Source organism: Dokdonella soli, from assembly GCF_039523175.1.
In the GTDB taxonomy this organism is placed as follows: domain Bacteria; phylum Pseudomonadota; class Gammaproteobacteria; order Xanthomonadales; family Rhodanobacteraceae; genus Dokdonella_A; species Dokdonella_A soli.
The window spans coordinates 23,570-47,295 of sequence record NZ_BAAAEU010000027.1 but is presented as its reverse complement, the minus strand read 5'-3'; the positions used below and the strand labels follow the sequence as shown (position 1 = coordinate 47,295).

The window sequence follows — 23,726 nt, the reverse complement described above, 5'->3', positions numbered from 1 at the left end:
GTCCCCCGCCGCACACGCGATACGCGACCTGCGCGGGGCATGGAGACTTGCATGCCCAATCAACCCGAACACCCCGCTGAACCCGTCAAGCGGCCTGCGCGGCCGCTGGCGCCGCTGCCGATCTCGATCAACGGCAAGCCGTACTTCCACGATGGCGACCCGGCGATGCCGCTGCTCTGGTTTCTGCGCGACATCCTGCGCCTGACCGGCACCAAGTACGGCTGTGGCATCGGCGCCTGCGGCGCCTGCACCGTGCTGATCGACGGCAAGGCGGTGCGCTCGTGCGTGACGCCGATGCAGGCCGCGGCGAACCACAAGATCACGACGATCGAGGGATTGGAGACGAACGCGCTGCATCCGGTCCAGCAGGCCTGGATCGAAGAGGACGTCGCCCAATGCGGCTACTGCCAGGCCGGCCAGATCATGGCTGCGGTCGACCTGCTGCAGCGCAAGCCGAAACCCAACGACGACGACATCGCGACGATCGGCAACTTCTGCCGCTGCGGCACCTATCCGCGCATCCGACGCGCGATCGCACGCGCCGCCGAACTGATGCGGAGCCAGGACAAATGAGCGCGGACGCAATCACGACCGTGAATGCCGGTCGGCGCCGCTTCCTCGCGATCTCGCTCACCGCGTCGGGCGCGCTGCTGGTCGGCATGCGCTGGGCGCACGCGGAGCCGGCAGCCGCGAACCTGCCGCCGGACCTGCTCGGCGATGAGCTCACCGAACTCGGCCCATTCCTGCGCATCGAGCGCGACAACCGCATCGTGATCGGCGCGCGTGGCTGCGAGATCGGTCAGGGCGTGATGACTTCGTTGCCGATGCTGATCGCCGAGGAACTCGATGTCGACTGGTCGCAGGTGCGCGTGGTGCAGCTGCCGTACGGCTATGTCGAGACCGACAAGGGCCCGTCGAACAGATATGGCGACCAGGGCGCCGGCGGCAGCACGAGCATCACCGATGGCTGGAAGGAACTGCGCCAGGCCGGCGCGACCGCGCGCTGGCTGCTGGTGCAGGCCGCGTCGCGTGACTGGAACCTGCCCGCCGAACAGCTGCGCACCGAATCGGGCCAGGTGATCGCACCGGATGGACGCAAACTCACCTATGGCGCGCTCGCACGCAGCGCCACATCGATCGCGCCACCGGAGCAGCCGGTCGCACTGAAGTCGCCCGAGCAGTTCCGCATCATCGGCAAGCCGACGCGCGTCGCCGACGCGCGCGCGATCGTGACCGGGCGCAGCCACTTCGGCATCGACGAATACGCGGCCGACGCACTGGTCGCGGTGATCGCGCGCTGCCCGTATCTCGACGGTACGCTGGATTCGTTCGACGACGCCGAGACGCGCAAGGTCGCCGGCGTGAAGGACGTGATCGCGATTCCCGGCCCCAAGCCCGACGAACCACTCGGCGGCGTGCTCGCGGCCGGCGTCGCGGTGCTCGCCGACAGCACCTGGGCCGCGCTCAAGGGCCGCGAGCTGCTCAAGGTGAAATGGAAGCAGGGCCCGTGGGCGAAGGAATCCACGAACGCGCTGGCGGCCGTGGCGAACGACCTGCTCGACAAGAATGAAGGCGGCGTCGCCGTACGCAACGACGGCGACTTCGCGAAGGCACGCAAGCAGGCGCGCCAGGTCATCGAGGCGCGCTACGAGATGCCGTTCCTCGCGCACGCGACGATGGAACCGCCGGCCGCGCTGATCGAGATCAGGCAGGACAGCGTACTGCTGGTCGCTTCACTTCAGAGCCCGGATGGCGCATCGGAACTGATCAGCCAGCTGACCGGGATCGCACGCAAGGACATCGAGATCCGCATGACCCGCGCCGGCGGTGGCTTCGGCCGGCGCCTGAAGAACGACTATGTCGCCGAGGCGGTGCTGGTCGCGAAGGCGGCCGGCAAGCCGGTCAAACTGATGTGGACCCGCGAGGACGACCTCCAGCACGATTTCTACCGTCCGTTCGGCGTGCACGCGATGGCGGCAACGCTGGACCGCAAGAAGCACATCACCGGCTGGTCGCACCGCTGCGCGGCGACGCCGCGCAACTACCGCGACGCCGGCATGAAGAGCCGGCCGATCTACACCGGCTGCCTCGAACCGGACGATTTCCCGGCCGGGCTGGTCGCGAACCTCGACAAGACGTTCTTCAGCGTGGCCTCCGGCATGCCGCGCGGCTGGTGGCGCGCGCCGATCCACACCTTCCACGCGTTCGCGGTACAGAGCTTCATCGACGAGGTCGCGGTCGCGACCCGACAGGATGCGGTGAAACTGCGCCTCGACCTGCTCGGCGAGCCGCGCAAGATCCCGTACAAGGGCCACGGCGGCCCGACTTTCGACACCGGCCGCCTTGCCGACGTGCTGAAGCGGTGCGCGGAAAAGATCGGCTGGGGCGCGCGCCGCACCGACGGCCACGGCATCGGCATCGCCTGCCACTTCACGTTCGGCGGCTATGCCGCACATGCGTTCGAGGTGTCGATCGACGGCAGCGACCTGCGCATCCACCGCGCGGTCTGTGTCGCCGATGTCGGCCGCGTGGTCAATCCGCTCGGGCTCGAGGCGCAGATGATAGGTGGCACGATCGACGCCGTTTCCGCCGCACTGCATCTCGCGATCACGGTGAAGGACGGCCAGGTGCAGCAGCACAATTTCCCGGACTACCCGCTGCTGCGCATGGCGCAGGCGCCGCGCAATGTCGAGGTGCAGATCGTCGAATCCACGGCCGAGCCTTCCGGCGCCGGCGAGATCGGCGTGCCGAGCGCCGCACCCGCGCTCGCGAACGCGGTCTACGCCGCGACCACGGTGCGCGTGCGCAAGCTGCCGCTGATGCCCGAATTGATGCGGATGTTGTAAAAGCCAGCGCCGCCTTTGGTAGGAGCGGCTTCAGCCGCGATGCTTTCGGCTCGGTGAATACCATCCCCGCCCAGCCCTCCCCTTGAAGGGGCTAAAGGCATCGCCGCTGAAGCCGCTCCCGCGTACGCACCGGCAGACGCGTGCCTAGATCGCGAGAGTGATCACGGCCGCAAACACGATCAGCACAGCGAGGCTGGCGCGGTCGGTCAGTGCGAACACGACCGGATCGTCGTGCATGTCGCCGCGCCGCGCGATCAACCAGACGCGGCTGATCCAGTACAGCAGCACCGGCGTCAGCAGCCACAGCACCAGATGATGCCGGTACAGCGCCGCGCTCTTCGTGCTGTTGATATAGAACGCGAGCACCAGCACGCTGAGATAGCCGCTGCTGGTACCGAGCGACTGGATCAGCGCGAGATCGTCGACCTTGTAGCCGCGCCCGGCGGCCTTCGATTCGTCACTGGCGGCGACGCGGCGCAGTTCGGTATAGCGCTTGACCATCGCAAGGCTGAGGAACAGGAACATCGAGAATGCGAGCAGCCAGAACGACGCCTCGACCGGAATCGCAACCGCGCCGCCGATGATGCGCACCGTATACAACGCGGCCAGCGTGACCACATCGAGCATCGCGACGCGCTTCAGGATCAGCGAATAGGCGAGCGTCGAGACGCCGTAGATGAGCAACACCAGCACGAACTGCGGCGACAGCAACGCTGCGACCGCGACTGCGGCCAGCATCAGCAGCGGCGCAGCGACGAGACCGGCCGCGGGCGGCAGCTCTCCCGCGGCGAATGGGCGCAGGCACTTGCCCGGATGGCGACGGTCCGCTTCGAGATCGAACAGATCATTGAGCACGTAGGCGCCGGACGCGCACAGGCTGAACGCGACGAATGCGATCAGCGCCCGCAGCATGGCCTCGGGCGCAAAGGCCAGATGCGCGGCCAGCATCGGCACGAACACCAGCGTGTTCTTCAGCCATTGATGCGGGCGCAGCGCGCGCAGCCAGGTACGCCAGCCGCCACCGCAGCGCTCGAACACACGCTCGACCTCGCATTCGGAACGCACGCGGCGCACCAGTCCCGCCGGCGCGTTCACCACGATCGCGCGGCGCGCGTGCCGCCACACGTGCAGGTCGACTGCGGCGTTGCCCGCATAGTCGAAGCCGCGCTCGCCATAGAGCTCACACAGTGCGTCGCGCTTGCCATGACCGCCGAGATTGCGCACGCCGTCGCTGCCGAGCACCGTCTCGAAACCGGCGACTTCCGCGGCGACCGCATCGGCCAGGCTCTGGTCCGATGCCGTGCAGAGCACGCGCCTGCGTCCGACCCCCGCTTCGCGCAGCCACGCCAGCACGCGCTCGTCGTACGGCAGGCTCGCGACATCGATGCGCGCACGCGTGGCGACCTCGCGCTTCAGATGCGCCCTGCCGCGGGCCAGCCAGACGATGAAGCAGACCAGGTAGAACGGATTGCGGCGCAGCAGCGCGAGTGCGCTCTCGAGCAGCAGGTCCGTGCGGATCAGTGTTCCATCGAGATCCACGCACAACGGTATGTCCTGATCCTGCATGCTCCGATCGCCCGTCCCCGCGTCCGCTTCGCGTTGCCCGATGCGACGCTTCGCTGCCGGACCGGAGAATACCTGCGTTGCGGTTCAAGCGGGTGAGATGCAAGCCGCCATCATTTTGGCTCCACACTGCGACTACTGCGCGAGCGGCTCATCCATCGGCGGGACCTCCGCCGTTGATTTCGGCATCGGCGGATCGGCGCGCATGCGCTTGAGCTCTTCGATCGGCGCACGCGGAGGTATGCCCCAACCGCAGCCTCCCGCAATGAGCACCCAGGCGCAGGTGATCTGCGTGCCCCACGGCGTGCGCCAGGTGTGCGAAACCGTCGCCTTTCGCGTCAGCTCGCCAGCCAACGTCTCACCACGCGGGAAGAGCCAAAGGCGATCCAATCGCGTCGGTGTGTACGGCAGTGGATTGCGCCGCGCGAACGGGTCGCCGCGCGGGGTCCGGGTCGGGAACTCCCGGATCTCCGCGGACAAGGCCGGCGCAGTCTCCGGCAACCGCACCTGTCCATCCGTCGTGTAGAGATCGAGCCGCGGCGCGCTCGAAACCGGACGTGCCGCTGGCGTGGAGTCGCCGCTCGGAAGCCGCTGATGCGCTGCATGCAGCGTCGGGACCGCACGCACCTTCTTTGTGACAGCGTCCGATCTCGGTTCCGCATTCTCGATCGGAGCGGCCGGCGCGCTTGCACGTGTATCCATCGGCGATGCACCGGAAATCGATGCCGGCGTCGGATCGACGATGCGCACCTGCACGCCCGATCATGCCAAACCGGTTCTGCGCGCGGCCTCATGAATTCGTACAACGCAACCAGATAGGCGAAATTCACCAGCAGTGCGACGGCGAGCGCGATGCGCTCATGCGGCGCCATCGTTTCATCGACGCCGATACGGTTCATTTAGCCGGATCGCACCCTTCATCCGCGCGCTGCGCACGCCTCTCGGTATCGTGCGGATCGTACAAACCCGCCCAGGCAAGGTATTTGCGCGCGATGCCGCTGCCGACCGATTCGTCGGGCGCGAAATTCCTGGCGAAACGTGTCTTGCGGCAATTGAGCGGGTTCTGCCCGGCCTTTTGAATTTCCGCCCAGCGTGCCTTGCCGGCCTCCTGCGGATTCTTCGGCGCCTGTGGCAGGGTCGGCGCTCCGCCGCCGAGACGGATCGAACCGTCCGGATTGAACAGCTGCGGGGCGGCGGCACCGGCCTCGCCGAGGCGGCCCTGCATCTCGCTGCTGGCTTCTGCCGGATGCGGCGGCGGCGGTGGCGCGCGCACCTGCGGCGGCGCGATCGCGATCCTGCTCGCACGCACCACGATCGGCGGCTCGGGTTCCGGCGGCGGCGGGGGCACTTCCGTGATCGGCTCGATCAGCGTCACATGGATCACCGGCGAGCTCGGTGGATGGATGTGGTACGAACGCATGCCGAGCGCGAAGCCGACCAGCTGCAGCACCGTGACCAGCACCGCGAACAGGATGCCGAATGCGAGCAGGCGGCGGTCGCGCGGCGGTTCGCTCCAACGCAGGCTGCGTTGCCACGGCTGGCGATCGGTATCGAAATGCAGCGAACCCGGTTCGTGCAGCGGCGGCGAGTCGACGAATCCCTGCGGATGCGGCATCGACGGCAAGGATTGGCGCTGCGGCATCGAGGACGTCGGCACGTGGGAGACGCGGCAGGATAATGACAGCGCGCTAAAGCGCAGTTAAACCGCGCCGCGCGGCGCAAGCCGCGCCAGCAGCCAGTCGGTGCAGCGCTCGGCCACGCGTGCGGCATCGCGACCGAGCAGCGGGCCGACGTGGCTGGCCTGCGCGATCATCTCGAAATCGGCGCCGAGCCGGGCCGCCAGCGTTCGGCTGGCGGCGGCGGGAATGTCCGCATCGCGCTCGCTGGCCAGCACCAGCATCGGGCAATGTGGCGGCACGATCGCGACGCCGGCGCACGCTTCGTCGAGCGCGACTCCGGATTCGTCGCGCCAGCGCCGGAACGCGTACAGCCTCGCCGCATCGTCCGCGTCCGGCATCGCACGCCGCGTCCCGGCCAGCGAACGCGCACGTCCCCAGGGGATCACGGGCGCGTGCGGCGCGCCAGGCCACTGCACATCCATGCCGGCCGGCGGCAACGGGTTGACCAGCACCAGTGCGGCCGGATCGGCATCGCTGGCGGCGGCGAGCGCAAGCAGTCCGCCGAGGCTCGCACCGATCAGGATCGGCCGCTCACCACCGCCGCGGCACCAGGCCAGCACCTGCGCGCGATAGTCCGCGAAGCGCGTCACGGCCAGCCCCGCATCGATCGCGACGAGGTCGGGCGCGAGCACGTCGAAGCCGTTCGCGCCGAGCACGCGCGCCCAGATGCCCCACTCCCAGCCGCCGCCGCCGGCGCCATGCACGCAGACGACGCCTTGCGGCACACCACCTTCATCACGCATTGCGACTTGACCCGTCCGCCCGATCGGACAAGTCTATGCTGGTCGCCGCGCCCACGGCACGGACGCGACGCCGCTCCGCCATGACCGTCCCCGTGGCGCACCACTCGTTCGGCCCTCCCGCCGCACGGACGACCATGACGGCCTTCGAGCCCGCTGAGCCGGCGAGATGCCGCAGCGGATTCCGGGGGCAGGATGCCCCCTCGCCGCAATCGGCGGGCGCCGGTTGCGGCGGAGCCGCGTCCGGACCCGTGCCGGACGCGGCGAGTGCGAGCGAATCCACGATGGGTTCGTCCGCACACCAGCGCTGGAGGCACCAGTCATGTCGTACACCACCGATGGCATCCGAAACATCGCCCTCGCGGGCCATGCGAGCGCCGGCAAAACCACGTTGTTCGAAGCCCTGCTGCATGCCGGCGGCGCAATCCAGACGGCAGGCTCCGTCGAGCGCGGGACGACCGTGTCCGACCACGACCCGATGGAAAGGGAACGCAAGCATTCGATGGGCACCGCGATCGCCTCGATCGATGTCGGCGACGCGCATATCAACCTGATCGACACCCCCGGTTTTCCCGACTTCCGTGGTCCCACCCTGTCCGCACTCGCGGCAGTCGAGACCTGCGCGGTCGTCGTCGATGCGGTCACCGGCATCGCGCACACGACGCGGCGGCTGATGGAGCGCGCCAAACAGCGCAATCTCTGCCGCGTGCTGATCGTGAACAAGATCGATCACGACGGCGTCGAGCTCGAAGGCATGGTCGAGGCGCTGCGCGACGAGTTCGGCAGTGAGTGCCTGCCGATCAACCTGCCGGCGCGCAAGGGCGGCGCGGTGGTCGACTGCTTCTTCCAGCCCGTCGGCGAGTCGGATTTCTCGTCGGTCGGCGCGGCGCACCAGCACATCATCGACCAGGTCGTCGAGATCAACGAGACCGTGATGGGCCACTACCTCGACGATGGCGAGTCGGGCCTGTCCGGTCAGGAACTCCACGACGCGTTCGAACAGTGCCTGCGTGAAGGCCATCTGGTGCCGATCTGCTTTGTCTCCGCACGCAACGGCGTCGGCGTGAAGGAACTGCTCGATCTCATGGCGAAACTGCTGCCGAACCCGAAGGAAGGCAATCCGCCGCTCTTCGTGAAGGGCTCGGGCGCGAACGCGCAGCCGATCAGCGCGGAGCCCGATCCGAAGAAGCACGTGATCGCCGACGTGTTCAAGATCGTCAACGATCCGTTCGTCGGCAAGCTCAGCGTGTTCCGTGTCTACCAGGGGACGGTGAAGCGCGATACCCAGCTGTTCATCGACGACGGCAAGAAGCCGTTCAAGGTCGGCCACCTGTTCAAACTCAAGGGCAAGGACCACGTCGAGATCGAGCAGGCGATCCCGGGCGACATCGCCGGCATCGCGAAGATCGAGGAGATCCATTTCGACGCCGTACTGCACGACTCGCACGACGAGGACCAGATTCACCTGAAGCCGCTGGACTTCCCGCAGCCGATGTTCGGGCTCGCGGTCGCTCCCGCGCACAAGGGCCAGGAGCAGAAGCTCGCCAGTGCGCTGGCACGGCTCGGCGAGGAGGATCCATGCTTCCGTGTCGAGCACAACAAGGAACTCAACGAGACGATCATCCGCGGCCTGTCCGACCTGCACCTGAAACTGATGCTGGAGCGCATGAAGGAACGCTACGGTGTCGAGGTCACCACGCGGCCGCCGCGCATCGCGTACCGCGAAACGGTGGGCGCCAAGGCCGAGGGCCACCATCGGCACAAGAAGCAGACTGGTGGCGCCGGACAGTTCGGCGAGGTGTTCCTGCGCATCGAGCCGCTGCCGCGCGGCACCGGTTTCGAGTTCGCCGACGAGGTCAAGGGCGGAACGATCCCCGGACAGTTCCTGCCGGCGATCGAGAAAGGTGTGCGCCAGGTGCTGGAACACGGCGCGATCGCCGGCTACCAGCTGCAGGACGTGCGCGTGATCGTCTACGACGGCAAGTACCATCCGGTCGACTCGAAGGAAGTCGCATTCGTCAGCGCCGGCAAGAAGGCGTTCCTCGACGCGATTGCGAAGGCACGCCCGCAGGTGCTCGAACCGATCGTCAACCTCGACGTCTACGTACCGAACGCGCACATGGGCGACGTGACCGGCGGACTCGCCAGCAAGCGCGCCCGCATCAACGGCACCGATTCGCTGCGCGGTGGCGAGATCATCATCAAGGCCCAGGTGCCACTCGCCGAGGTCACCGATTACCAGACCGAACTCAAGGCGATGACCGGCGGCCAAGGCCGCTACGCGATCGAGTTCAGTCACTACGAACCGGTACCGGCGCAGGTGCAGAAGCAGTTGACCGATGCGTACAAGCCGCGACCGGAGGAGGACTGAGCCTGAGGTTTCCTCGCGTTTTTCGCGATGAAGCCTTTTCAATCAGCAGGTTGGAGAACGACGCGTCTTGTGCTCCCTCTCCCCCAACGGCTCCATCGTTGGGGGAGAGAGGGTTGGGGTGAGAGGGCGAGGCTCCATACAGGGCACGTCATCGCCATATGCGAGCACCTTCATCGAAGCGCTCTTGCTTTTTGATACGTGTGGAAATCGTTACATCTTCGTGATTGCTGTCTTGCCCCCTCACCCAACCCTCTCCCCCAAGCAGAGCTTGGGGGAGAGGGCTTAAAGTGCCGCCACGCGGCTCGTCCAACGTACGTACCCGATCACCCGTAGCAAGCCAACCTACCGAGGAGAACGATCATGGTTTCACTCGTCCAGCTGTGGCTTCCGATCCTGCTGTCCACCGTCCTCGTCTTCATCGCCAGCAGCATCCTGCACATGGTGCTCAAGTTCTGGCACACGCCCGACTGCAGCGGCTTCTCGAACGAGGCCGACGTCGCCGCGGCGATCCGCAAAGGCGGCGCTTCCGCCGGCATGTACATGATTCCGTACTGCAAGCCGGACGCGATGAAGGATCCCGCGATGCAGGAGAAGTTCAAGCAGGGTCCAGTCGGCATCGTTTTCCTGCGTGCGCCAGGCCCCGCGAACATGGGCGCGTACCTCGGCCAATGGTTCGTGTACTGCTTGCTGGTCTCGCTGTTCGCTGCGCTCATCGGCACGCATGTGATGGCGGCGGGCATGCCATACCAGCACGTGTTCCGCGTCGTCGGCGTGATCGCGTTCATGGCCTATGGCCTGGGCTCGGTACCGAACGCGATCTGGTGGGGCCATCCCTGGGGCAGCGAGGTCAAGCACATCATCGACGGCGTGATCTATGCCCTGATCACGGCCGCCACCTTCGCCTGGCTGTGGCCCGCGTGACAGGGGGCGTCGGGGTGGGCAAACCCACCCCGACGCGCTGGAGTCGACCATGCCGCGACTGCGCAGCAATCACTACGCGTTTCCATGCTTCGATGCCGCCACGACCGACCGGTTCTACCGCGAGGTCATGGACTTCCCGCTCGTGTTCGCGATGTCGGGACCGAGTCCTGAATGGGGCGGTGATTTCCTGCTGATCGGCTACTCGGTCGGCGACGGACGCTATCTCGATTTCTTCGCCGTGCGCGGCATGCGCCGTCCGCCGTCGGACGGATTGCCGGACGATATCCGGCACGTTGCGTTCACCACCGGATCAGTGCGCGCACTCGAAGGCTGGAAAGCACGACTCGCGGAACACGGCGTCCGCTATCGCATCGAGGACCACGGCCACGGCGACGAGCACCTGTACTTCGCCGATCCGAACGGACTCACGCTGGAAATCGCGGTGCGCAGCGACGCCCTGCCAGCCCACTCCGAGTCGCGCACGGCGCGGCGCGCGCTGCAACGCTGGATCGCCGACTCCTGACGGCATCGCAGCGACCTCGGCGAGTGCGCTCGCAGCCGCTGGGACGCCAATCCCGCGTTGCACGAGATTCAGTGTGTCCCTGATCTAATGGTCCGCGCTGCACGGGTCGGCAGCGCACGGCGGGCAAGAGGAGACACCGATGAAAGCGCTCAACTACATGATGATGGCTCTCGTGGGTATCGCGTCTACAGTTTCTGGCAACGCGATCGCGCGACATTACGACCGCTCCTGCGGCAATTGCGGCACCGTCGTTGCCGTCGAGCAGGTCAGTCACAAGGACTCGCATCTCGGCGCCGGCACTGCGATCGGCGCGGTCGCAGGCGGCCTGCTCGGCCACACCATCGGCAAGGGCAGTGGTCGCACTGCAGCGACGATCGGCGGCGCGGTGGCGGGTGGCGCAGTCGGCCATGTCGTCGAAAAGAAAAATCGCGATCGCCGCTACTCGTGGCGCTTCTCGGTGAACATGGACAATGGCCATCGCGTCACCATCACGCAGGACGACAACCCGGACATCCGCAGCGGTGACCGCGTGCGGGTTTCCGACGGTCGTCTGGACCGCTTCTGACGGCCGCCGACGGGCGGCAGGCCCGGACGCCGCGACGGATCAATGGTGGCGCGCTCAATCCGGTTCGGCCGCACCGGTGGTCTCGACCTGCGGCTTGCGCGCGCCGGGCCGGTACGAGCCGACGAAGATGCCCACCAGCGACAGCGCGACGCCGATCCAGTCGGTCGCGCGCGTCGGCCGTGCGAACAGGATCACGTCGAACACGAACGACAACGCCGGCTGCAGCAGCAGCAAAAGACCGATCAGCGAGGCCGGCAGCTGCGGCATCGCACGCGTGAGCAGGACCCAGCCGAGCACCTGGCCGAAGAACGCGAGGCCGATCAGCGCGACATGGCTCTGCACATCGGGGATCACGAACGATTCGCCTTCGGCCAGCGCGGCCAGGCCGAGCATGGCCGCGCTGAGCAGCGAGCTCACGCAGAGCAGCTGCGCCGGCGCGAGGCGCACGTGGCCACCGCGCTGTGCGTGTCGCGTCGACAGCATGTAGACCGCATAGGCGAAGCCAGTGACGATGCCGAGCACGACGCCGAGCTGGTACTGCGCGCCGACCGCGGACCAGTCGAGACCGACCAGTAAATACAGTCCGAGAAACGCCAGCGCAATGCCGGCGAGGAACAGCCAGCCGAGCTTCTCGCGATACAGCACGAAACCGGCGAGCGCCATCAGGAACACCTGGAAATTGCCGAGCAGGGTCGCCAGCCCCGGCCCCACGTACAGAATGCTGCGATGCCAGAGCATCAGGTCGACCGCGAACGCGGCGCCCGGGACGATCAGCCATCCCAGCTCGACCAGACGCACGCGGCGCCACTGGCGCAGCGCGATCAGTCCGACCAGCAGCATCAGCCCGCCGAACGCCATCCGGTAGAACGCGGACATCGTCGGTCCGACATGCGCCCATTTGACGAACAAGCTGGTCGTGCTGATCGCCGCAGCGCCGGTGATCATCTGCAGCAGCGCCGCGCGCGGCAATTCGGAATCGGCAGCGCGCATCAGGCGACGCGGTCCGTATGCGGCAGCGTCTCGGTCTCGGCGGCGGCGTCGCGCAGCCATTCCATGAGTGCCGGCAGCGCGAGCAGCGCGTCGACATAGGCGCGTGCGTCGGCGTCGAGCACGACGCCATAGGTCTGGAAGCGCAACGCGACCGGTGCGTACATCGCGTCGGCGATCGAGAACGCGCCGAACAGGAACGGATCCTGCGCGCCGAAGCGCGCGCGACAGTCGCGCCAGAGCGCGACGATGCGGCCGATGTCGCGCCGCGCGTCCGCGTTCACGACGAAGCCGGAGGCGCGCTTGCGGCAGTTCATCGGCAACGCCTCGCGCAGGGCCTGGAATCCCGAATGCATTTCCGCGCTGACCGAACGCGCGGTCGCACGCGCAGGCGCGGCCACCGGCCAACCGGCACCGTCGAGAAAAGTCTCGTTGACGTACTCGCAGATCGCCAGGGAATCCCAGATCGTCAAGTCGCCGTGGCGGAGCGCCGACACGCGGCCGCTCGGCGACCAGTGCAGGATGTCGCTCGCGAACGCCGGCGTGTCCATCGGCAACCGCATCTCGTCGAACGCGATGCCGTGCTGGCGCAGCAGCAGCCACGGCCTGAGCGGCCAGGACGAATAGTTCTTGTTGCCGATCACCAGCATGGGGCGTGCATTCATTGCTTTGGGTTCCGGATTCTTCGATCAGATCGGCAGTGGCGCGCCGACCAGGCCATCGTCGCTATCGTGCCGTTCACGCAGGGCGGCGTCGATCGCCTGTGCGACCGGCGCGGCGCGCTCGATGTCGTGCTCGGCGACCATCACCACGACCAGGTTCCACGCCGGCAGTTCGCCGATCGCACCGGTCAGGTATTCACCGCTGACGAACGCGGGAATGCCCTCGAACGCGAGCGCATTCTTGACGAGGTTCGCGTCGATGATGTTCTCGGCCCGGTAGACGATCTTCACGCGGAAGTTCCCCGCAACAGGATGTCCGGATCATTCGATAACGGGTCGACAACCGCAATGTGGCCTTGTGCATCCATGGCCGTGTCTTGTCGCTGGCCTCGAAAGGGCACCGCCGTGATGCCTATGCCTGCGTATCTTCGCATGCCGGCGCGCCTGTCACTCGCATCGGCGCAAAGCGCGTCGTACACTGCGTCGGACCCGCATGATCCCCCTCTCCACCGATGACACGCTCGCCGAGCGCATTCGCGAATGCGTGCTGGAGTTGCTTGTCGATCGCGGTCCCGGCCAGAGCATCTGCCCGACCGAGGCGGCCCACCTGCTCGCTACGCGCATCGGCACTCGCTGGCAGGATCTGATGCGGCCGGTGCGCACGGTCGCCACGGCGCTGGCCGAAGCCGGCCTGATAGAAGCGATCCAGAATGAGGCCGTGGTCGATATCTGCGAGGTGCGCGGGCCGATCCGGCTGCGCCTGCGCCCGCTGCACGGCGAGCGCAGGCCTCAGATCGCCTGAGCCGCGCCGGGCGCGCGGATTCGCTTTCGCCAGCCGCGCCGCTACACTTCCGGTTTCCCCGTTTCACGGATGCCGCCCCGCCGCGGCGATCAGCATGACCGAAGCCGCCGCCCCGTCCCCAACCGCCGCCAGTCCGGCGGTTGCCAGCAATTTCATCCGCCAGATCGTCGTCGGCGACCGCGCCGCGGGCAAGCACGGCGGGCGCGTCGCAACGCGCTTTCCGCCGGAGCCGAACGGTTACCTGCACCTGGGCCATGCGAAGGCGATCTGCCTCGATTTCGGCGTCGCGCGCGAGTTCGGCGGCAGCACGGCGCTGCGCTTCGACGACACGAACCCGGCCAAGGAAGACATCGAATACGTCGAGGCGATCAAGAACGACGTGCGCTGGCTCGGCTTCGACTGGGACGCACTGCGCCACACCTCGGACTACTTCGAAGTGCTGTACCTGTGCGCGGAGAAACTGATCCGCGACGGCAAGGCTTTCGTCTGCGACCTCTCGGCCGAGGAAGTGCGCGCGTACCGCGGCACGCTGACCGAGCCCGGCCGCAACTCGCCGTACCGCGAGCGCAGTGTCGAGGAGAATCTCGACCTGTTCCGTCGCATGCGCGCCGGCGAGTTCGCCGATGGCGCGCGCACGCTGCGTGCGAAGATCGACATGGCCTCCGGCAACATCAACATGCGCGATCCGGCGATCTACCGCATCCGCCGCATGACGCACCAGAACACCGGCGATGCCTGGTGCATCTATCCGATGTACGACTACGCGCATTGCATCTCCGATGCCGTCGAAGGCATCACGCATTCGTTCTGCACGCTCGAATTCGAGGACCACCGCCCGCTCTACGATTGGTGCCTCGACCAGCTCGACCTGCCCGGCGACGCCGCGCTGACCGAGCCACTGCGCAGAAGCGGCCTCTGGCTGCAGCCGACTCGGCCGCAGCAGATCGAATTCGCGCGCGGCAACCTCGACTACACGGTGATGAGCAAGCGCAAGCTGATGGCGCTCGTCAGCGACGGCCTCGTGGACGGCTGGGACGACCCGCGCATGCCGACCCTGGCCGGCGTGCGCCGCCGCGGCTTCACGCCGGCCGCGATCCGCACGTTCTGGGAACGCGCCGGTGTCACCAAGCAGAATTCGGTGATCCCGTTCAGCGTGCTCGAGGCCTGCGTGCGCGAGGACCTCGATGCGGGCGCGCCGCGCCGCATGGCGGTGCTCGATCCGCTCAAGCTCGTGATCACGAACCTCGATGCCGCGCACGAGGAATCGATCGCGTTCCCGAACCACCCGAAGAATGCGGAGCTCGGCACGCGCCAGGTGCCGTTCTCGCGTGAACTCTGGATCGAACGCGAGGACTTCGCCGAAGTGCCGCCGAAGGGTTTCCATCGCCTGGTGCCAGGCGGCGAAGTGCGCCTGCGCGGCATCGGCATCGTGCGCTGCGAGGACGTCGTCAAGAACGACGACGGTTCGATCCGTGAACTGTGCTGCACGCTCGATCCGGAGACACGCGCCGGGCTGCCGGGCGCGGACCGCAAGGTCAAGGGCACGATCCACTGGGTCAGCGCGAAGCATGCGGTCGCGGCCGACGTGCGCCTCTACGAGCGCCTGTTCGCCGCGGCCGATCCCGATGACACGAGCGACGGCAAGACCTACGCCGAACACCTGAACGGCGACTCCAAGCGCGTGCTGCGCGCCTGGCTCGAACCCTCGCTGGCCGGTACGCCGCCCGAGCTGCACGTGCAGTTCGAGCGCCTCGGCTACTTCGTCGCCGACCGCTACGATCACGCGCACGGCAATCCGGTGTTCAACCGCACGGTAACGCTGCGCGATTCCTTCGCCGCTTCGAAATAGCGCGTGGTCCGATGACGATCGAACTGGTCGGTTTCGACGGCGACGACACGCTCTGGCACAGCGAGGGCTACTACCAGCACGCCGGCGCGGAGTTCGAGCGCATCGTCGGCGCCTGGATCGACATCCGCGACGCTGCGGTGCGCACCCGCCTGCATGCGGTCGAGCGGCGCAACCTCGCCCTGTTCGGCTACGGTGCGAAGGCGATGACGCTGTCGATGATCGAGGCCGCGATCGAACTCACCGGTGGTGCGATCAGCGCGCAGGACATCCATCGCATCGTCGCGCTCGGCAAAACCATACTCGAGCATCCGGTGGAACTGCTGCCTGGCATCCGCGCCGCGGTGGAGACGGTGGCGGCGCGTCACCGCGTGGTGCTGATCACCAAGGGCGACCTGTTCCATCAGGAACGCAAGGTCGAACAGTGCGGCCTCGGCGACCTGTTCCATCGCATCGAGATCGTGTCCGAGAAGGACGAGCGCAGCTATGCACGCGTGCTGGCCGAATGCGGCGTCGCCGCGAGCGCGTTCGCGATGGTCGGCAACTCGCTGCGCTCGGATATCGAGCCGGTGATAGGGCTCGGCGGCTGGGGCATCCACATGCCCTACCACGTGACCTGGGCGCATGAACTGGAGCACGGCGTCGAACGCGGCCATCCGCGCGTGATCACGATCGCGTCGGCTGGCGAGATCACGGACGCGGTCGCGCGCTGCGGATAACGCGGGCGGCAATAGCCTGCTTTCCGCAACGGCCCGAGGCCGGGCTGCCGAAGTGGCTCTACCCGCGGCTATGGTGACCCGCCAGAATCCGCGCGTCATTCCCGGATCGATCCCATGCCGCTTCCACACGCGACGTTCGGCTTCGCCCTGCTCTGCTTCGGACTCGCGGTGACGCCGGGGCCGAACATGATCTATCTCGCGTCGCGCTCGATCAGCCAGGGCGCGACGGCCGGCTTGACCTCGCTCGCCGGCACCGCGATGGGCTTCGTCTTTTATTCACTGTGTGCGGCGTTCGGCGTCACTGCCCTGCTGCTCACCGTGCCGATTGCATACGACGTGCTGCGTTTCTGCGGCGCGCTCTACCTCGCCTACCTTGCCTGGCAGGCGCTGAAGCCAGGCGGCCGCTCGCCGTTCGCCGTGCGCGAGCTGCCGAAGGATTCGGCGCGCCGGCTGATCGGCATGGGCTTCATGACCAACCTGCTGAATCCGAAGGCCGCCCTGCTCTACCTGTCGCTGCTGCCGCAGTTCATCGACACCGCGGCCGGGCACGTGCTCGCGCAGTCGCTGCTGCTCTGCGCGATCCAGATCTGCATCAGCATGCTGGTCAACAGCACGGTCATCCTGATCGCCGGATCGATCGCGGGCTTTCTCTCCACGCGGCCGACCTGGATCACCTTGCAACGCTGGTTGATGGGTTCGGTGCTCGCCGGACTGGCCGTCCACATGGCCGCGCAGGCGCGCACGCGATAGAAGGCAAATCGCCGCATGTCGGGCGGAAGTCCGTAGCGCATGGCACCATCCGGGTGACCTGCCGCCCTCACGGAATCCGCATGCCCACTCTCTCCCAGTCGCTGCTGACGCTGCTGTTGCCGTTCGTGCTGATGCAGTCTTGCCGCGCCGAGGAAGCCCCGCCTGACGCGGTCGCGCAAGTCGTCGCGGCCGGCCAGACCGTCGAGTTCCGCGTCGGCCATGCGCGGCTCGATATCGATGGCCTGCGCCAGGCACTCGGCGGGGGGCGACTGCGCTTCCTCACCCGTGAGGAGAGTGCCGATGGGCACGCGGTCTATGTCAGCGCCAATCGGATGGAACGCGGATACACGACCACGGACGGCAAGGCCGGCGCCGACTACGCGCTCCGCCTGCTGGCGGAATGCCCGCGTTAACCTCCCGGCTTGTCGGCCAGCGTGTAGTCGAACTCGTAGGAGTGCTTGCCGCCGTCGGCAATGATGATGTTCATCGTGCCGGTCAGACCGGCGAGTTCGCCGGTGCCGGAGTCCGGCACGACGATGATGTTCAGATACGGCACGCCGCGCGTCATCGTGGCGTTGTGCTGCAATACGAAACTGCCGCTGCGGCCGTGCAATGTTCCGCTGACGCGCTCCATCGCGACGTAGCCGGCCGAGCCCTTGACCTCGGTGCCGGCCGCGAGCATCTCGCCCTTGCTGGTCGCATCCAGATCGCCGTGGAATTGCTTGTCGATCGACATGCGTCCGAGGGCGGCGCTCTCCGCCGGCGGGTTGTCGGGCTTCTGCGGATTCAACTTCACCTCGAAGGGTCCGCGTGCGTGCAGGGTCATGCTGTTTCCTTTCTTGATGATCGCAGGAGTTTGCGGTGTGGACTGTGCTCGTGCCGCCATGTGCGGGCCGGGCAGCAGGCAAAGTGCTGCCATGGCACTGAACAAGATCGCGTGCTTCATTGAAGCTCCGATTACCATTGGACGCGACGAATTGAGCCAGCACGCCAGCGACAATGATTGGAAAAACGCGACGTCGCAACCTTGTCTGCCACAGGAGCCGCGAACACCCATGACGAACGCTGTCGGCAAGGCCCGCGGCGTGCTGCGCCATAGTCCCGGACCAGGCATCTTCCACCACGCGCGCCTGATGCCATCGGCATCGTTGCGGGGGTCCGTCGAACACTTCTGGATCGTGCGCTGGGACCTCTGTGGACATGCGCCGCAACTGCGCGAAACCCTGCCGCACCCGAACGTGCACCTGGTGTTCGAGCGCGGGCTCACGCGCATCTTCGGCGTGCACACGACGCGCTTCACCCGCGTGCTCGAAGGCAGCGGCTGCGTATTCGGCGTGAAGTTCCGGCCAGGCGGGTTCTATCCATTCCTGCGCAAGCCCGTCGCGACGATCGCGAACGGCTCGCTATCGCTGCAGGATATCTTCGGCGATGCGGCCGGTTCGCTGGAAGACGAGGTCCTTGCCTGCGTGGACGAGACCGGCATGGTCGAGGTGGCGACGCGATTCCTCAACGCGCATCGGCCGCCACCGGATGCCCATATCGACCGTGTCGCGAGCCTCGTCGCCGATATCGCGGACGACCGCAGCCTGACCACGGTCGAGCGCCTCGTCGAACGGTACGGCGTCGGCAAGCGCGCGCTGCAGCGGTTGTTCAACACGTATGTCGGCGTCAGTCCGAAATGGGTCATCAACCGCTATCGCCTGCATGAGGCGATCGAACGGCTGGCTGCGGGCGACGCGGTCGACTGGGCCGCATTCGCGATCGATCTCGGCTACTTCGATCAGGCACACTTCATCCGCGATTTCAGGAATCTGGTCGGTCGCCCGCCGGGCGAATATGCAACGGCGGCGAAGGGCTGAAACGACGCGGAGGATGCCGGTCCGCGCCGCGCTGCGGATCGACAGTCGCGTTCACGGCAAGGCGACCTCGGTACGACGGCTGACGCGCGTCGATCCTCTCGTCAGACGCCGGCGCAACCAGCGATCGCAGGGGATCGAGTAGGCGTGTGCGATCAGCGCACCGAGCGCCCATGAGAGCAGCACGGCCGGAACGTACCAGAGGAAGCCGTAGTAGAGGTCGCCGCCGCTGGCCCTGAACCATCCGACCACCGCGAACACGACGAACATGTGGGTCAGATAGACCTCGTAGCTGAGGCGCCCCAGCGAGCGCAACCAACCCGTGCCGGGAATGCCCCGCGAGGGGTCTTCGGTTTCGCGCCACTCCATGCCAATCACGAGACACGCCGCCGAGAAGGTCAGCAGCAGCATCACGCCGTTGCCGAGCCACGGCCAGAGCAATCCCTCGACGAAAAGCACGGCGGTCAGGCCGACCGAACCGATCGCGAGCAGCACCGGAGCGATCCACGGGTGCGGCGGCCGCCAACGGGTGGCGATCAGCGCGGCGATGACGCCGGTCGCGATCGCCGCCATTCCCGGCAGATAGGCCTTTTCCTGCCAGATTTCGTTGTTCTCGAGGACAGCGCGCGTCGCCGGCAGTGACAGCGCGAGAAGGACCAGCGTCCCGATCAGCAGGCGTTCGCTGCGCAATGCCAGGCAAAGCAACGGAAACCCGAGATAGAACACCTCCTCGATCGACAGCGACCACAACACGTCCCACCCGCCGGGCAGATAGCCGGTGCGGCCTTCGTACCAGTTCAGGTGCAGTCCGAATACGGCGATGATCGCGCGCGTGAGCGACTGGCCTGGGCGCGTGATCACGTAGTCGCCCGCGCCAGCGAGATGCAGCACGGCGAGTACGACTACCAGCAACACGAGGCACGGCACGATGCGCGCGAACCGGCGCGCGTAGAACGCGCCGGCGTCGATCCCTGCGAGACCGGCCCAGCGCTTCAGCGAGTGGCTCGTGATCAGGAAGCCGGAGATCACGAAGAACACGAATACCGCCTCATAGCCGTTGTAGATCAACGCATTCAGCACCCGCTTCGGCACGAAGGACGCCAGCGCGCCGGCCTTCAGCGGAATGCGCAAGCCGACGTGATGCATCACGACGAGAAGAATCGACAACCCGCGCAGCAGGTCGATGCCCTGATTGCGTGGAATCGCGTGCGGGGCCGCTTCCTGCGATACGAACATGTGTATTCCTCTGTGTGAAAGGCGCGCCGAATGTCAGGTCACAATAGTGAATGCACACGGTGTCGCGCGGCAATCGTCGACGCCGGATGCCGCGGTTGCCGATGACGCGTGCGAGCCGCTAGGCTCGGCACATCGTCCTCCTTGATGCACCACCATGCTGATCACCGACCTGCGGATCGACCTGCCCGCCTGGATCGACGACGAAGTCGATGCGGACCGCGTGTATGCCGACGACGCGGCAAGAGTCGGCCTCGCCATCCAGCTTGCGCGGCGCAATGTCGAGCATGTGACCGGCGGACCGTTCGGAGCGGCGATCTTCGATGACGCCGGCCGCTTGATCGCGGCCGGCGTGAACCGCGTGCTGCCGCAGCGGTGTTCTGTGGCCCATGCGGAGGTGATGGCATTCATGGCTGCGCAGGCGCGCGTCGGCCGCGCACGGCTCAACGATGATGGCGCACGCTACATCCTCGCAACCAGCGCGCAACCCTGTGCGATGTGCTACGGCGCGAGCATCTGGGCCGGCATCGATGAACTGCTGATCGGCGCGCGATCCTCGGACGTGATGGAGCTCAGCGAATTCGACGAAGGTCCGTTGCCGGCTGACTGGATAGGTGAGCTGGAAAAGCGCGGCATCGCCGTGCGCCGCGACATCCTGCGCGACGAGGCGCGGGACGTGTTCAGACTGTATGCCGAATCCGGCGGTGCGCGTTACTAGAGCCGGTCCGGGACACAAGTCCGAGCTGATTGCTCGGCCCCGTGTCGCGCGGTCAGTCGAATCCGTTCTTGAAGATCGTGTCACTGCCCTCGATGACGAGCAGGTTCGCCGACATTGTCGGCAAGGCCGACAACGCGAGCGAAGCGCCATTGATCGACCCGCTGCCGAGCAGGTGCAGCGCATGCGTCGCGTCGAATCCGAACAGCTTCCACGTGCCGTTCTGCGTGCCGGCGAACGTCAGCGCGGCATCCTGTGCCAAGGCGGTCTTGTTGGTCAGCAGCACCATCGTGCGTGCACCGGACTGGAACGCGTAGGCGCCCAGTTGATCCGCGTTCGCGCTGGACGCGGCGACGCTGTTGCCCTGCACTTTCGAGCCGACACCGTCGTAATTCAGGAACAGGGAGAACGCGCGCTCGGCCAGCGTGTTTGCGGCTGGCGCGACCCAGCGCGTCGCCATGTCGACACCCTCGCGCGCGAAGATGCCGAACAGTTCCGCCTGCGCGACCGCGCCGCTAGCGGTGTCGTCGTTGCCCCAGTTGTATTCGGTGATCGCGAGTTTCGTTCCGGGACAATAGCCGTCGATCCATGCGCGCACGCGCGGGATCAGACCTGGCTTCGAATAGTGGTTCGCGTCGGCGTCACCGAGGTCGGCGATCCACGATTCGGACACCCAATTGGCGTCGTACAGTTCCCTCAGCGAACGCAGGCGCAACGCGGCAGTCGTCGCCGAATCGTTGCTGCTGAGCGCCACGTTTGTGCCCTGCGGGTAGTAGTGCAGGTCGAGGTAGTCGACCACGTGCGCGCCGCCCGCGAGCGGATGTGCGCAGACCTGCTGCAGATACCAGGCGACGAACGGCGTGCCGCCGTGCGCCTGGCGATCGGTTCCGTCTGCGCAATTGTCCTTCGCCGAGCCGAACAGGTCGCAGTAGCCCCAGGTCACCGGGCCGGTCACCAGCGCGCCGGGATCTTGCTGCTTGATCGCCGCGCCATAGTTCGCAGCGTTCGCCCAGGTCTCGTCGTAAGTCGTCGGCTGTGGATGCACGTCGCGGTGCGTGGAGTTCCACAGCATGACCTCGTTATCGAGCGCATAGAACTTCACGCCGCCGGTCGCGGCACCACCGAACGTGGACTTCAGGTGCGCGATCCAGTCCGTCTGGAAATTCGCACCGACCGCGGTCGAGGTGTCGTGCGGATCGTTTCCGGTGATCGGCGTGCTATCCGCGTGATGACCGTTGCCGGCGCCCGGATCCCAAGGGTCGGTCGCTTGCTGCGCGCCATATTTGGCGACCGAGAACCCGGCGAAATACGGATGCTGCAGCGGACTGTCCGCGCGCGGCGTCCAGCCGATCGTCGGGATCGTCATCAACACATCGCTGCCGACGGAACGAGCGGCGCCGACGAACACGTCGGCACTGTTGTTGAGCGGGGGCACCGTGGTGCGGTCCGCCGCGCCGGGTATGTTCTCGTAGTACCAGTCGGCGGCGGTGCTGTGCACGTCGACCTGCCAGTTGTAGCGTGTCACCGAATTGCCGCCCCAGCGGCGCACCGTGTAACCGATCTGCGCATTGCGCGTGGCATCACCGAACGCGACGCCGAAGATCAGCGGACTGAACGGATGCACGTTCGCGCTGGTGTCGACGCTGACCGCGATCGGCGCCCCAGCGGCAGTCGATGCCCGACTCGGCGAGCAAACCAGCGCAACCACGGCAATCAGCGTCGCGCACGATAGCGCTCGGATGGTCGACATAGACTTTGCTCTCGTGGCCGCGGCCTTTGACGCTATCCGCGTTCGCGAACGCAATCCCGCGATGCCGTCACACTCGTCAATACGGGCGCCGGCAGGCATCATGCAGCGCGCTTCCGACGACATGCCGATGCCTCATCCCGAAACTGCCAGCCTTCTCGCCTATTGCCGCCCGGGCTTCGAGGGCGAGTGTGCACAGGAACTTGCCGCGCGCGACGCCGGGGTCGGCGGCAGCGGCTTCGCGCGCGCGACGCGCGGCAGCGGCTTTGTCGAGTTCGTCACCGACCACACCGAAGCACTCGCCGGCGCGTGGCAGGATCTGGTCTTCGCGCGCCAGCTGCTGCGCGTGCTCGGCAGCGCGCGGGACCTGCCCGCGCGTGACCGTCTGGGCGTGCTGCTGCCGATCATCGAAGCGGAGCACGCCAATGGAATGCCGCAACGCTGGTGCGACGCGTGGGTAGAATCGCCCGACAGCGACGCCACGCGCGAACTCGCGCCGCTGTGTCGAGGCCTGAATGCAGCATTGATTGCAGCACTCAAGAAGAAGCAGCTGATCGACCGTGGCTCGCGCTGGCGCCTGCATCTGTGCCTTACCGCGACCGATGCCGCGTTCGCCGCCGCCGCGAATATCGACGAGACGGCGCCGTGGCCCGGCGGCATTCCGCGCCTGAAGTTTCCACGCGCCGCGCCGAGCCGCTCCACGCTGAAGCTCGAGGAGGCGCTGCTGGTGCTGCTCGACGACGACGAGCGCGAGCGCTGGCTGAAATCCGGCATGCGCGCGGTCGATCTCGGCGCGTCGCCGGGCGGCTGGACCTGGCAGCTGGTGGCGCGCTCGCTGCACGTGATCGCGGTCGACAACGGCCCGATGGATGCCACGCTGCTCGCATCCGGCCTGGTCGATCATCTGCGTGCGGACGGCTTCCGCTACCGCCCACAGAAACCGGTCGACTGGCTGGTCTGCGACATGGTCGAGCAGCCGCGCCGCGTTGCCGAACTGATCGCGCAATGGCTCGCACAAGGCTGGTGCCGCTACGCGATCTTCAACCTGAAGCTGCCGATGAAAAAGCGCCATGACGAGGTGCAGCTGTGCCTCACGATCCTGCGCGATGCACTCGCCGACGCAGGCCGCCGCGTGGAGTTGCGCGCGAAGCAGCTCTATCACGATCGCGAGGAAATCACCGTATTCGCGCGCGTGGCGTGA

General features: G+C 66.8%; 24 protein-coding genes. 14 read left to right on the top strand and 10 right to left on the bottom strand.

Annotated features, from left to right (window positions below):
* Nucleotides 1-51: 51 nt before the first annotated feature.
* Complete coding sequence (locus tag ABD002_RS18390; RefSeq protein ID WP_343793839.1) at nt 52-573, top strand: (2Fe-2S)-binding protein; 522 nt, start codon at nt 52-54, stop codon at nt 571-573.
* A complete protein-coding gene (locus ABD002_RS18385) occupies nt 570-2,846 on the top strand; it encodes a xanthine dehydrogenase family protein molybdopterin-binding subunit (protein WP_343793837.1) in 2,277 nt (758 codons plus the stop codon). Before ABD002_RS18390 ends, ABD002_RS18385 begins: the two co-directional genes overlap by 4 nt.
* A 144-nt stretch (nt 2,847-2,990) precedes the next feature.
* On the opposite strand, the gene ABD002_RS18380 is transcribed toward ABD002_RS18385, so the two are convergent.
* From ABD002_RS18380 to ABD002_RS18365, 4 genes are all read right to left on the bottom strand, one after another.
* Nucleotides 2,991-4,412, bottom strand: coding sequence for a UbiA family prenyltransferase (locus ABD002_RS18380; RefSeq protein WP_343793836.1), 1,422 nt, complete (start codon nt 4,410-4,412; stop codon nt 2,991-2,993).
* A 132-nt stretch (nt 4,413-4,544) separates the two neighbouring features.
* Nucleotides 4,545-5,165 (bottom strand): hypothetical protein, encoded by a 621-nt coding sequence (locus tag ABD002_RS18375; protein WP_343793834.1) that lies wholly within the window; start codon nt 5,163-5,165, stop codon nt 4,545-4,547.
* A gap of 139 nt (nt 5,166-5,304) precedes the next feature.
* Nucleotides 5,305-6,051, bottom strand: a complete 747-nt coding sequence (locus ABD002_RS18370; RefSeq protein WP_343793832.1) for a hypothetical protein — start codon at nt 6,049-6,051, stop codon at nt 5,305-5,307.
* A 57-nt stretch (nt 6,052-6,108) separates the two neighbouring features.
* Nucleotides 6,109-6,831: an alpha/beta fold hydrolase gene (locus ABD002_RS18365; RefSeq protein WP_343793830.1), complete on the bottom strand. Its 723-nt coding sequence runs from the start codon at nt 6,829-6,831 to the stop codon at nt 6,109-6,111.
* 319 nt (nt 6,832-7,150) lie between these two features.
* Here ABD002_RS18365 and fusA point away from each other — a divergent pair, with 319 nt between their 5' ends.
* From fusA to ABD002_RS18345, 4 genes are all read left to right on the top strand, one after another.
* The gene (gene fusA / locus ABD002_RS18360) at nt 7,151-9,199 is read left to right on the top strand and encodes an elongation factor G (protein WP_343793828.1); all 2,049 of its coding nucleotides are present in this window, start codon (nt 7,151-7,153) and stop codon (nt 9,197-9,199) included.
* Between the two features lie 360 nt (nt 9,200-9,559).
* On the top strand, nt 9,560-10,120 hold the full coding sequence (locus tag ABD002_RS18355; protein WP_343793826.1) for a hypothetical protein: 561 nt from the start codon (nt 9,560-9,562) through the stop codon (nt 10,118-10,120).
* Between the two features lie 49 nt (nt 10,121-10,169).
* Entirely contained in the window at nt 10,170-10,643 is a 474-nt protein-coding gene (locus ABD002_RS18350; RefSeq protein ID WP_343793824.1) for a VOC family protein, read from the top strand.
* A 139-nt stretch (nt 10,644-10,782) separates the two neighbouring features.
* Entirely contained in the window at nt 10,783-11,208 is a 426-nt protein-coding gene (locus ABD002_RS18345; RefSeq protein WP_343793822.1) for an outer membrane lipoprotein, read from the top strand.
* A 54-nt stretch (nt 11,209-11,262) separates the two neighbouring features.
* Here ABD002_RS18345 and ABD002_RS18340 read toward each other — a convergent pair whose 3' ends face one another.
* The 3 genes from ABD002_RS18340 to ABD002_RS18330 are packed head-to-tail and all read right to left on the bottom strand — an operon-like array spanning nt 11,263 to nt 13,148.
* Entirely contained in the window at nt 11,263-12,198 is a 936-nt protein-coding gene (locus ABD002_RS18340) for a DMT family transporter (RefSeq protein ID WP_343793820.1), read from the bottom strand.
* Complete coding sequence (locus tag ABD002_RS18335) at nt 12,198-12,860, bottom strand: glutathione S-transferase family protein (RefSeq protein ID WP_343793818.1); 663 nt, start codon at nt 12,858-12,860, stop codon at nt 12,198-12,200. Before ABD002_RS18335 ends, ABD002_RS18340 begins: the two co-directional genes overlap by 1 nt.
* 24 nt (nt 12,861-12,884) lie before the next feature.
* Nucleotides 12,885-13,148 carry a putative signal transducing protein gene (locus tag ABD002_RS18330; RefSeq protein ID WP_343793816.1) on the bottom strand — a complete coding sequence of 88 codons (264 nt, stop codon included), beginning with the start codon at nt 13,146-13,148 and terminating at the stop codon, nt 12,885-12,887.
* A 202-nt stretch (nt 13,149-13,350) separates the two neighbouring features.
* Between ABD002_RS18330 and ABD002_RS18325 the strand changes: the two genes are divergently transcribed.
* The 5 genes from ABD002_RS18325 (at nt 13,351) to ABD002_RS18305 (ending at nt 17,387) form a co-directional block, all read left to right on the top strand.
* Nucleotides 13,351-13,659, top strand: a complete 309-nt coding sequence (locus tag ABD002_RS18325) for a DUF3253 domain-containing protein (protein ID WP_343793814.1) — start codon at nt 13,351-13,353, stop codon at nt 13,657-13,659.
* Nucleotides 13,660-13,753: 94 nt separating this feature from the next.
* A complete protein-coding gene (locus tag ABD002_RS18320; RefSeq protein WP_343793812.1) occupies nt 13,754-15,508 on the top strand; it encodes a glutamine--tRNA ligase/YqeY domain fusion protein in 1,755 nt (584 codons plus the stop codon).
* A gap of 11 nt (nt 15,509-15,519) precedes the next feature.
* Complete coding sequence (locus ABD002_RS18315) at nt 15,520-16,224, top strand: HAD family hydrolase (RefSeq protein ID WP_343793810.1); 705 nt, start codon at nt 15,520-15,522, stop codon at nt 16,222-16,224.
* A gap of 114 nt (nt 16,225-16,338) precedes the next feature.
* Nucleotides 16,339-16,974 (top strand): LysE family translocator, encoded by a 636-nt coding sequence (locus tag ABD002_RS18310; protein WP_343793808.1) that lies wholly within the window; start codon nt 16,339-16,341, stop codon nt 16,972-16,974.
* A gap of 80 nt (nt 16,975-17,054) precedes the next feature.
* A complete protein-coding gene (locus ABD002_RS18305) occupies nt 17,055-17,387 on the top strand; it encodes a hypothetical protein (RefSeq protein WP_343793806.1) in 333 nt (110 codons plus the stop codon).
* On the opposite strand, the gene ABD002_RS18300 is transcribed toward ABD002_RS18305, so the two are convergent.
* Nucleotides 17,384-17,800 (bottom strand): DUF3224 domain-containing protein, encoded by a 417-nt coding sequence (locus ABD002_RS18300; protein ID WP_343793804.1) that lies wholly within the window; start codon nt 17,798-17,800, stop codon nt 17,384-17,386. The genes ABD002_RS18305 and ABD002_RS18300 overlap by 4 nt on opposite strands.
* Nucleotides 17,801-18,029: 229 nt before the next feature.
* On the opposite strand from ABD002_RS18300, the gene ABD002_RS18295 reads away from it, so the two are divergent.
* A complete protein-coding gene (locus tag ABD002_RS18295; protein ID WP_343793802.1) occupies nt 18,030-18,833 on the top strand; it encodes a DUF6597 domain-containing transcriptional factor in 804 nt (267 codons plus the stop codon).
* 51 nt (nt 18,834-18,884) lie between these two features.
* Here the strand turns inward: ABD002_RS18295 and ABD002_RS18290 are convergent, their stop codons facing one another.
* Nucleotides 18,885-20,066, bottom strand: coding sequence for an acyltransferase family protein (locus tag ABD002_RS18290; RefSeq protein ID WP_343793800.1), 1,182 nt, complete (start codon nt 20,064-20,066; stop codon nt 18,885-18,887).
* A 154-nt stretch (nt 20,067-20,220) separates the two neighbouring features.
* On the opposite strand from ABD002_RS18290, the gene ABD002_RS18285 reads away from it, so the two are divergent.
* Nucleotides 20,221-20,781, top strand: coding sequence for a nucleoside deaminase (locus tag ABD002_RS18285; protein ID WP_343793797.1), 561 nt, complete (start codon nt 20,221-20,223; stop codon nt 20,779-20,781).
* Nucleotides 20,782-20,833: 52 nt separating this feature from the next.
* Here ABD002_RS18285 and ABD002_RS18280 read toward each other — a convergent pair whose 3' ends face one another.
* Nucleotides 20,834-22,528, bottom strand: a complete 1,695-nt coding sequence (locus tag ABD002_RS18280; RefSeq protein WP_343793795.1) for a glycoside hydrolase family 44 protein — start codon at nt 22,526-22,528, stop codon at nt 20,834-20,836.
* Between the two features lie 127 nt (nt 22,529-22,655).
* Between ABD002_RS18280 and rlmM the strand changes: the two genes are divergently transcribed.
* On the top strand, nt 22,656-23,726 hold the full coding sequence (rlmM, locus tag ABD002_RS18275) for a 23S rRNA (cytidine(2498)-2'-O)-methyltransferase RlmM (protein WP_343793793.1): 1,071 nt from the start codon (nt 22,656-22,658) through the stop codon (nt 23,724-23,726).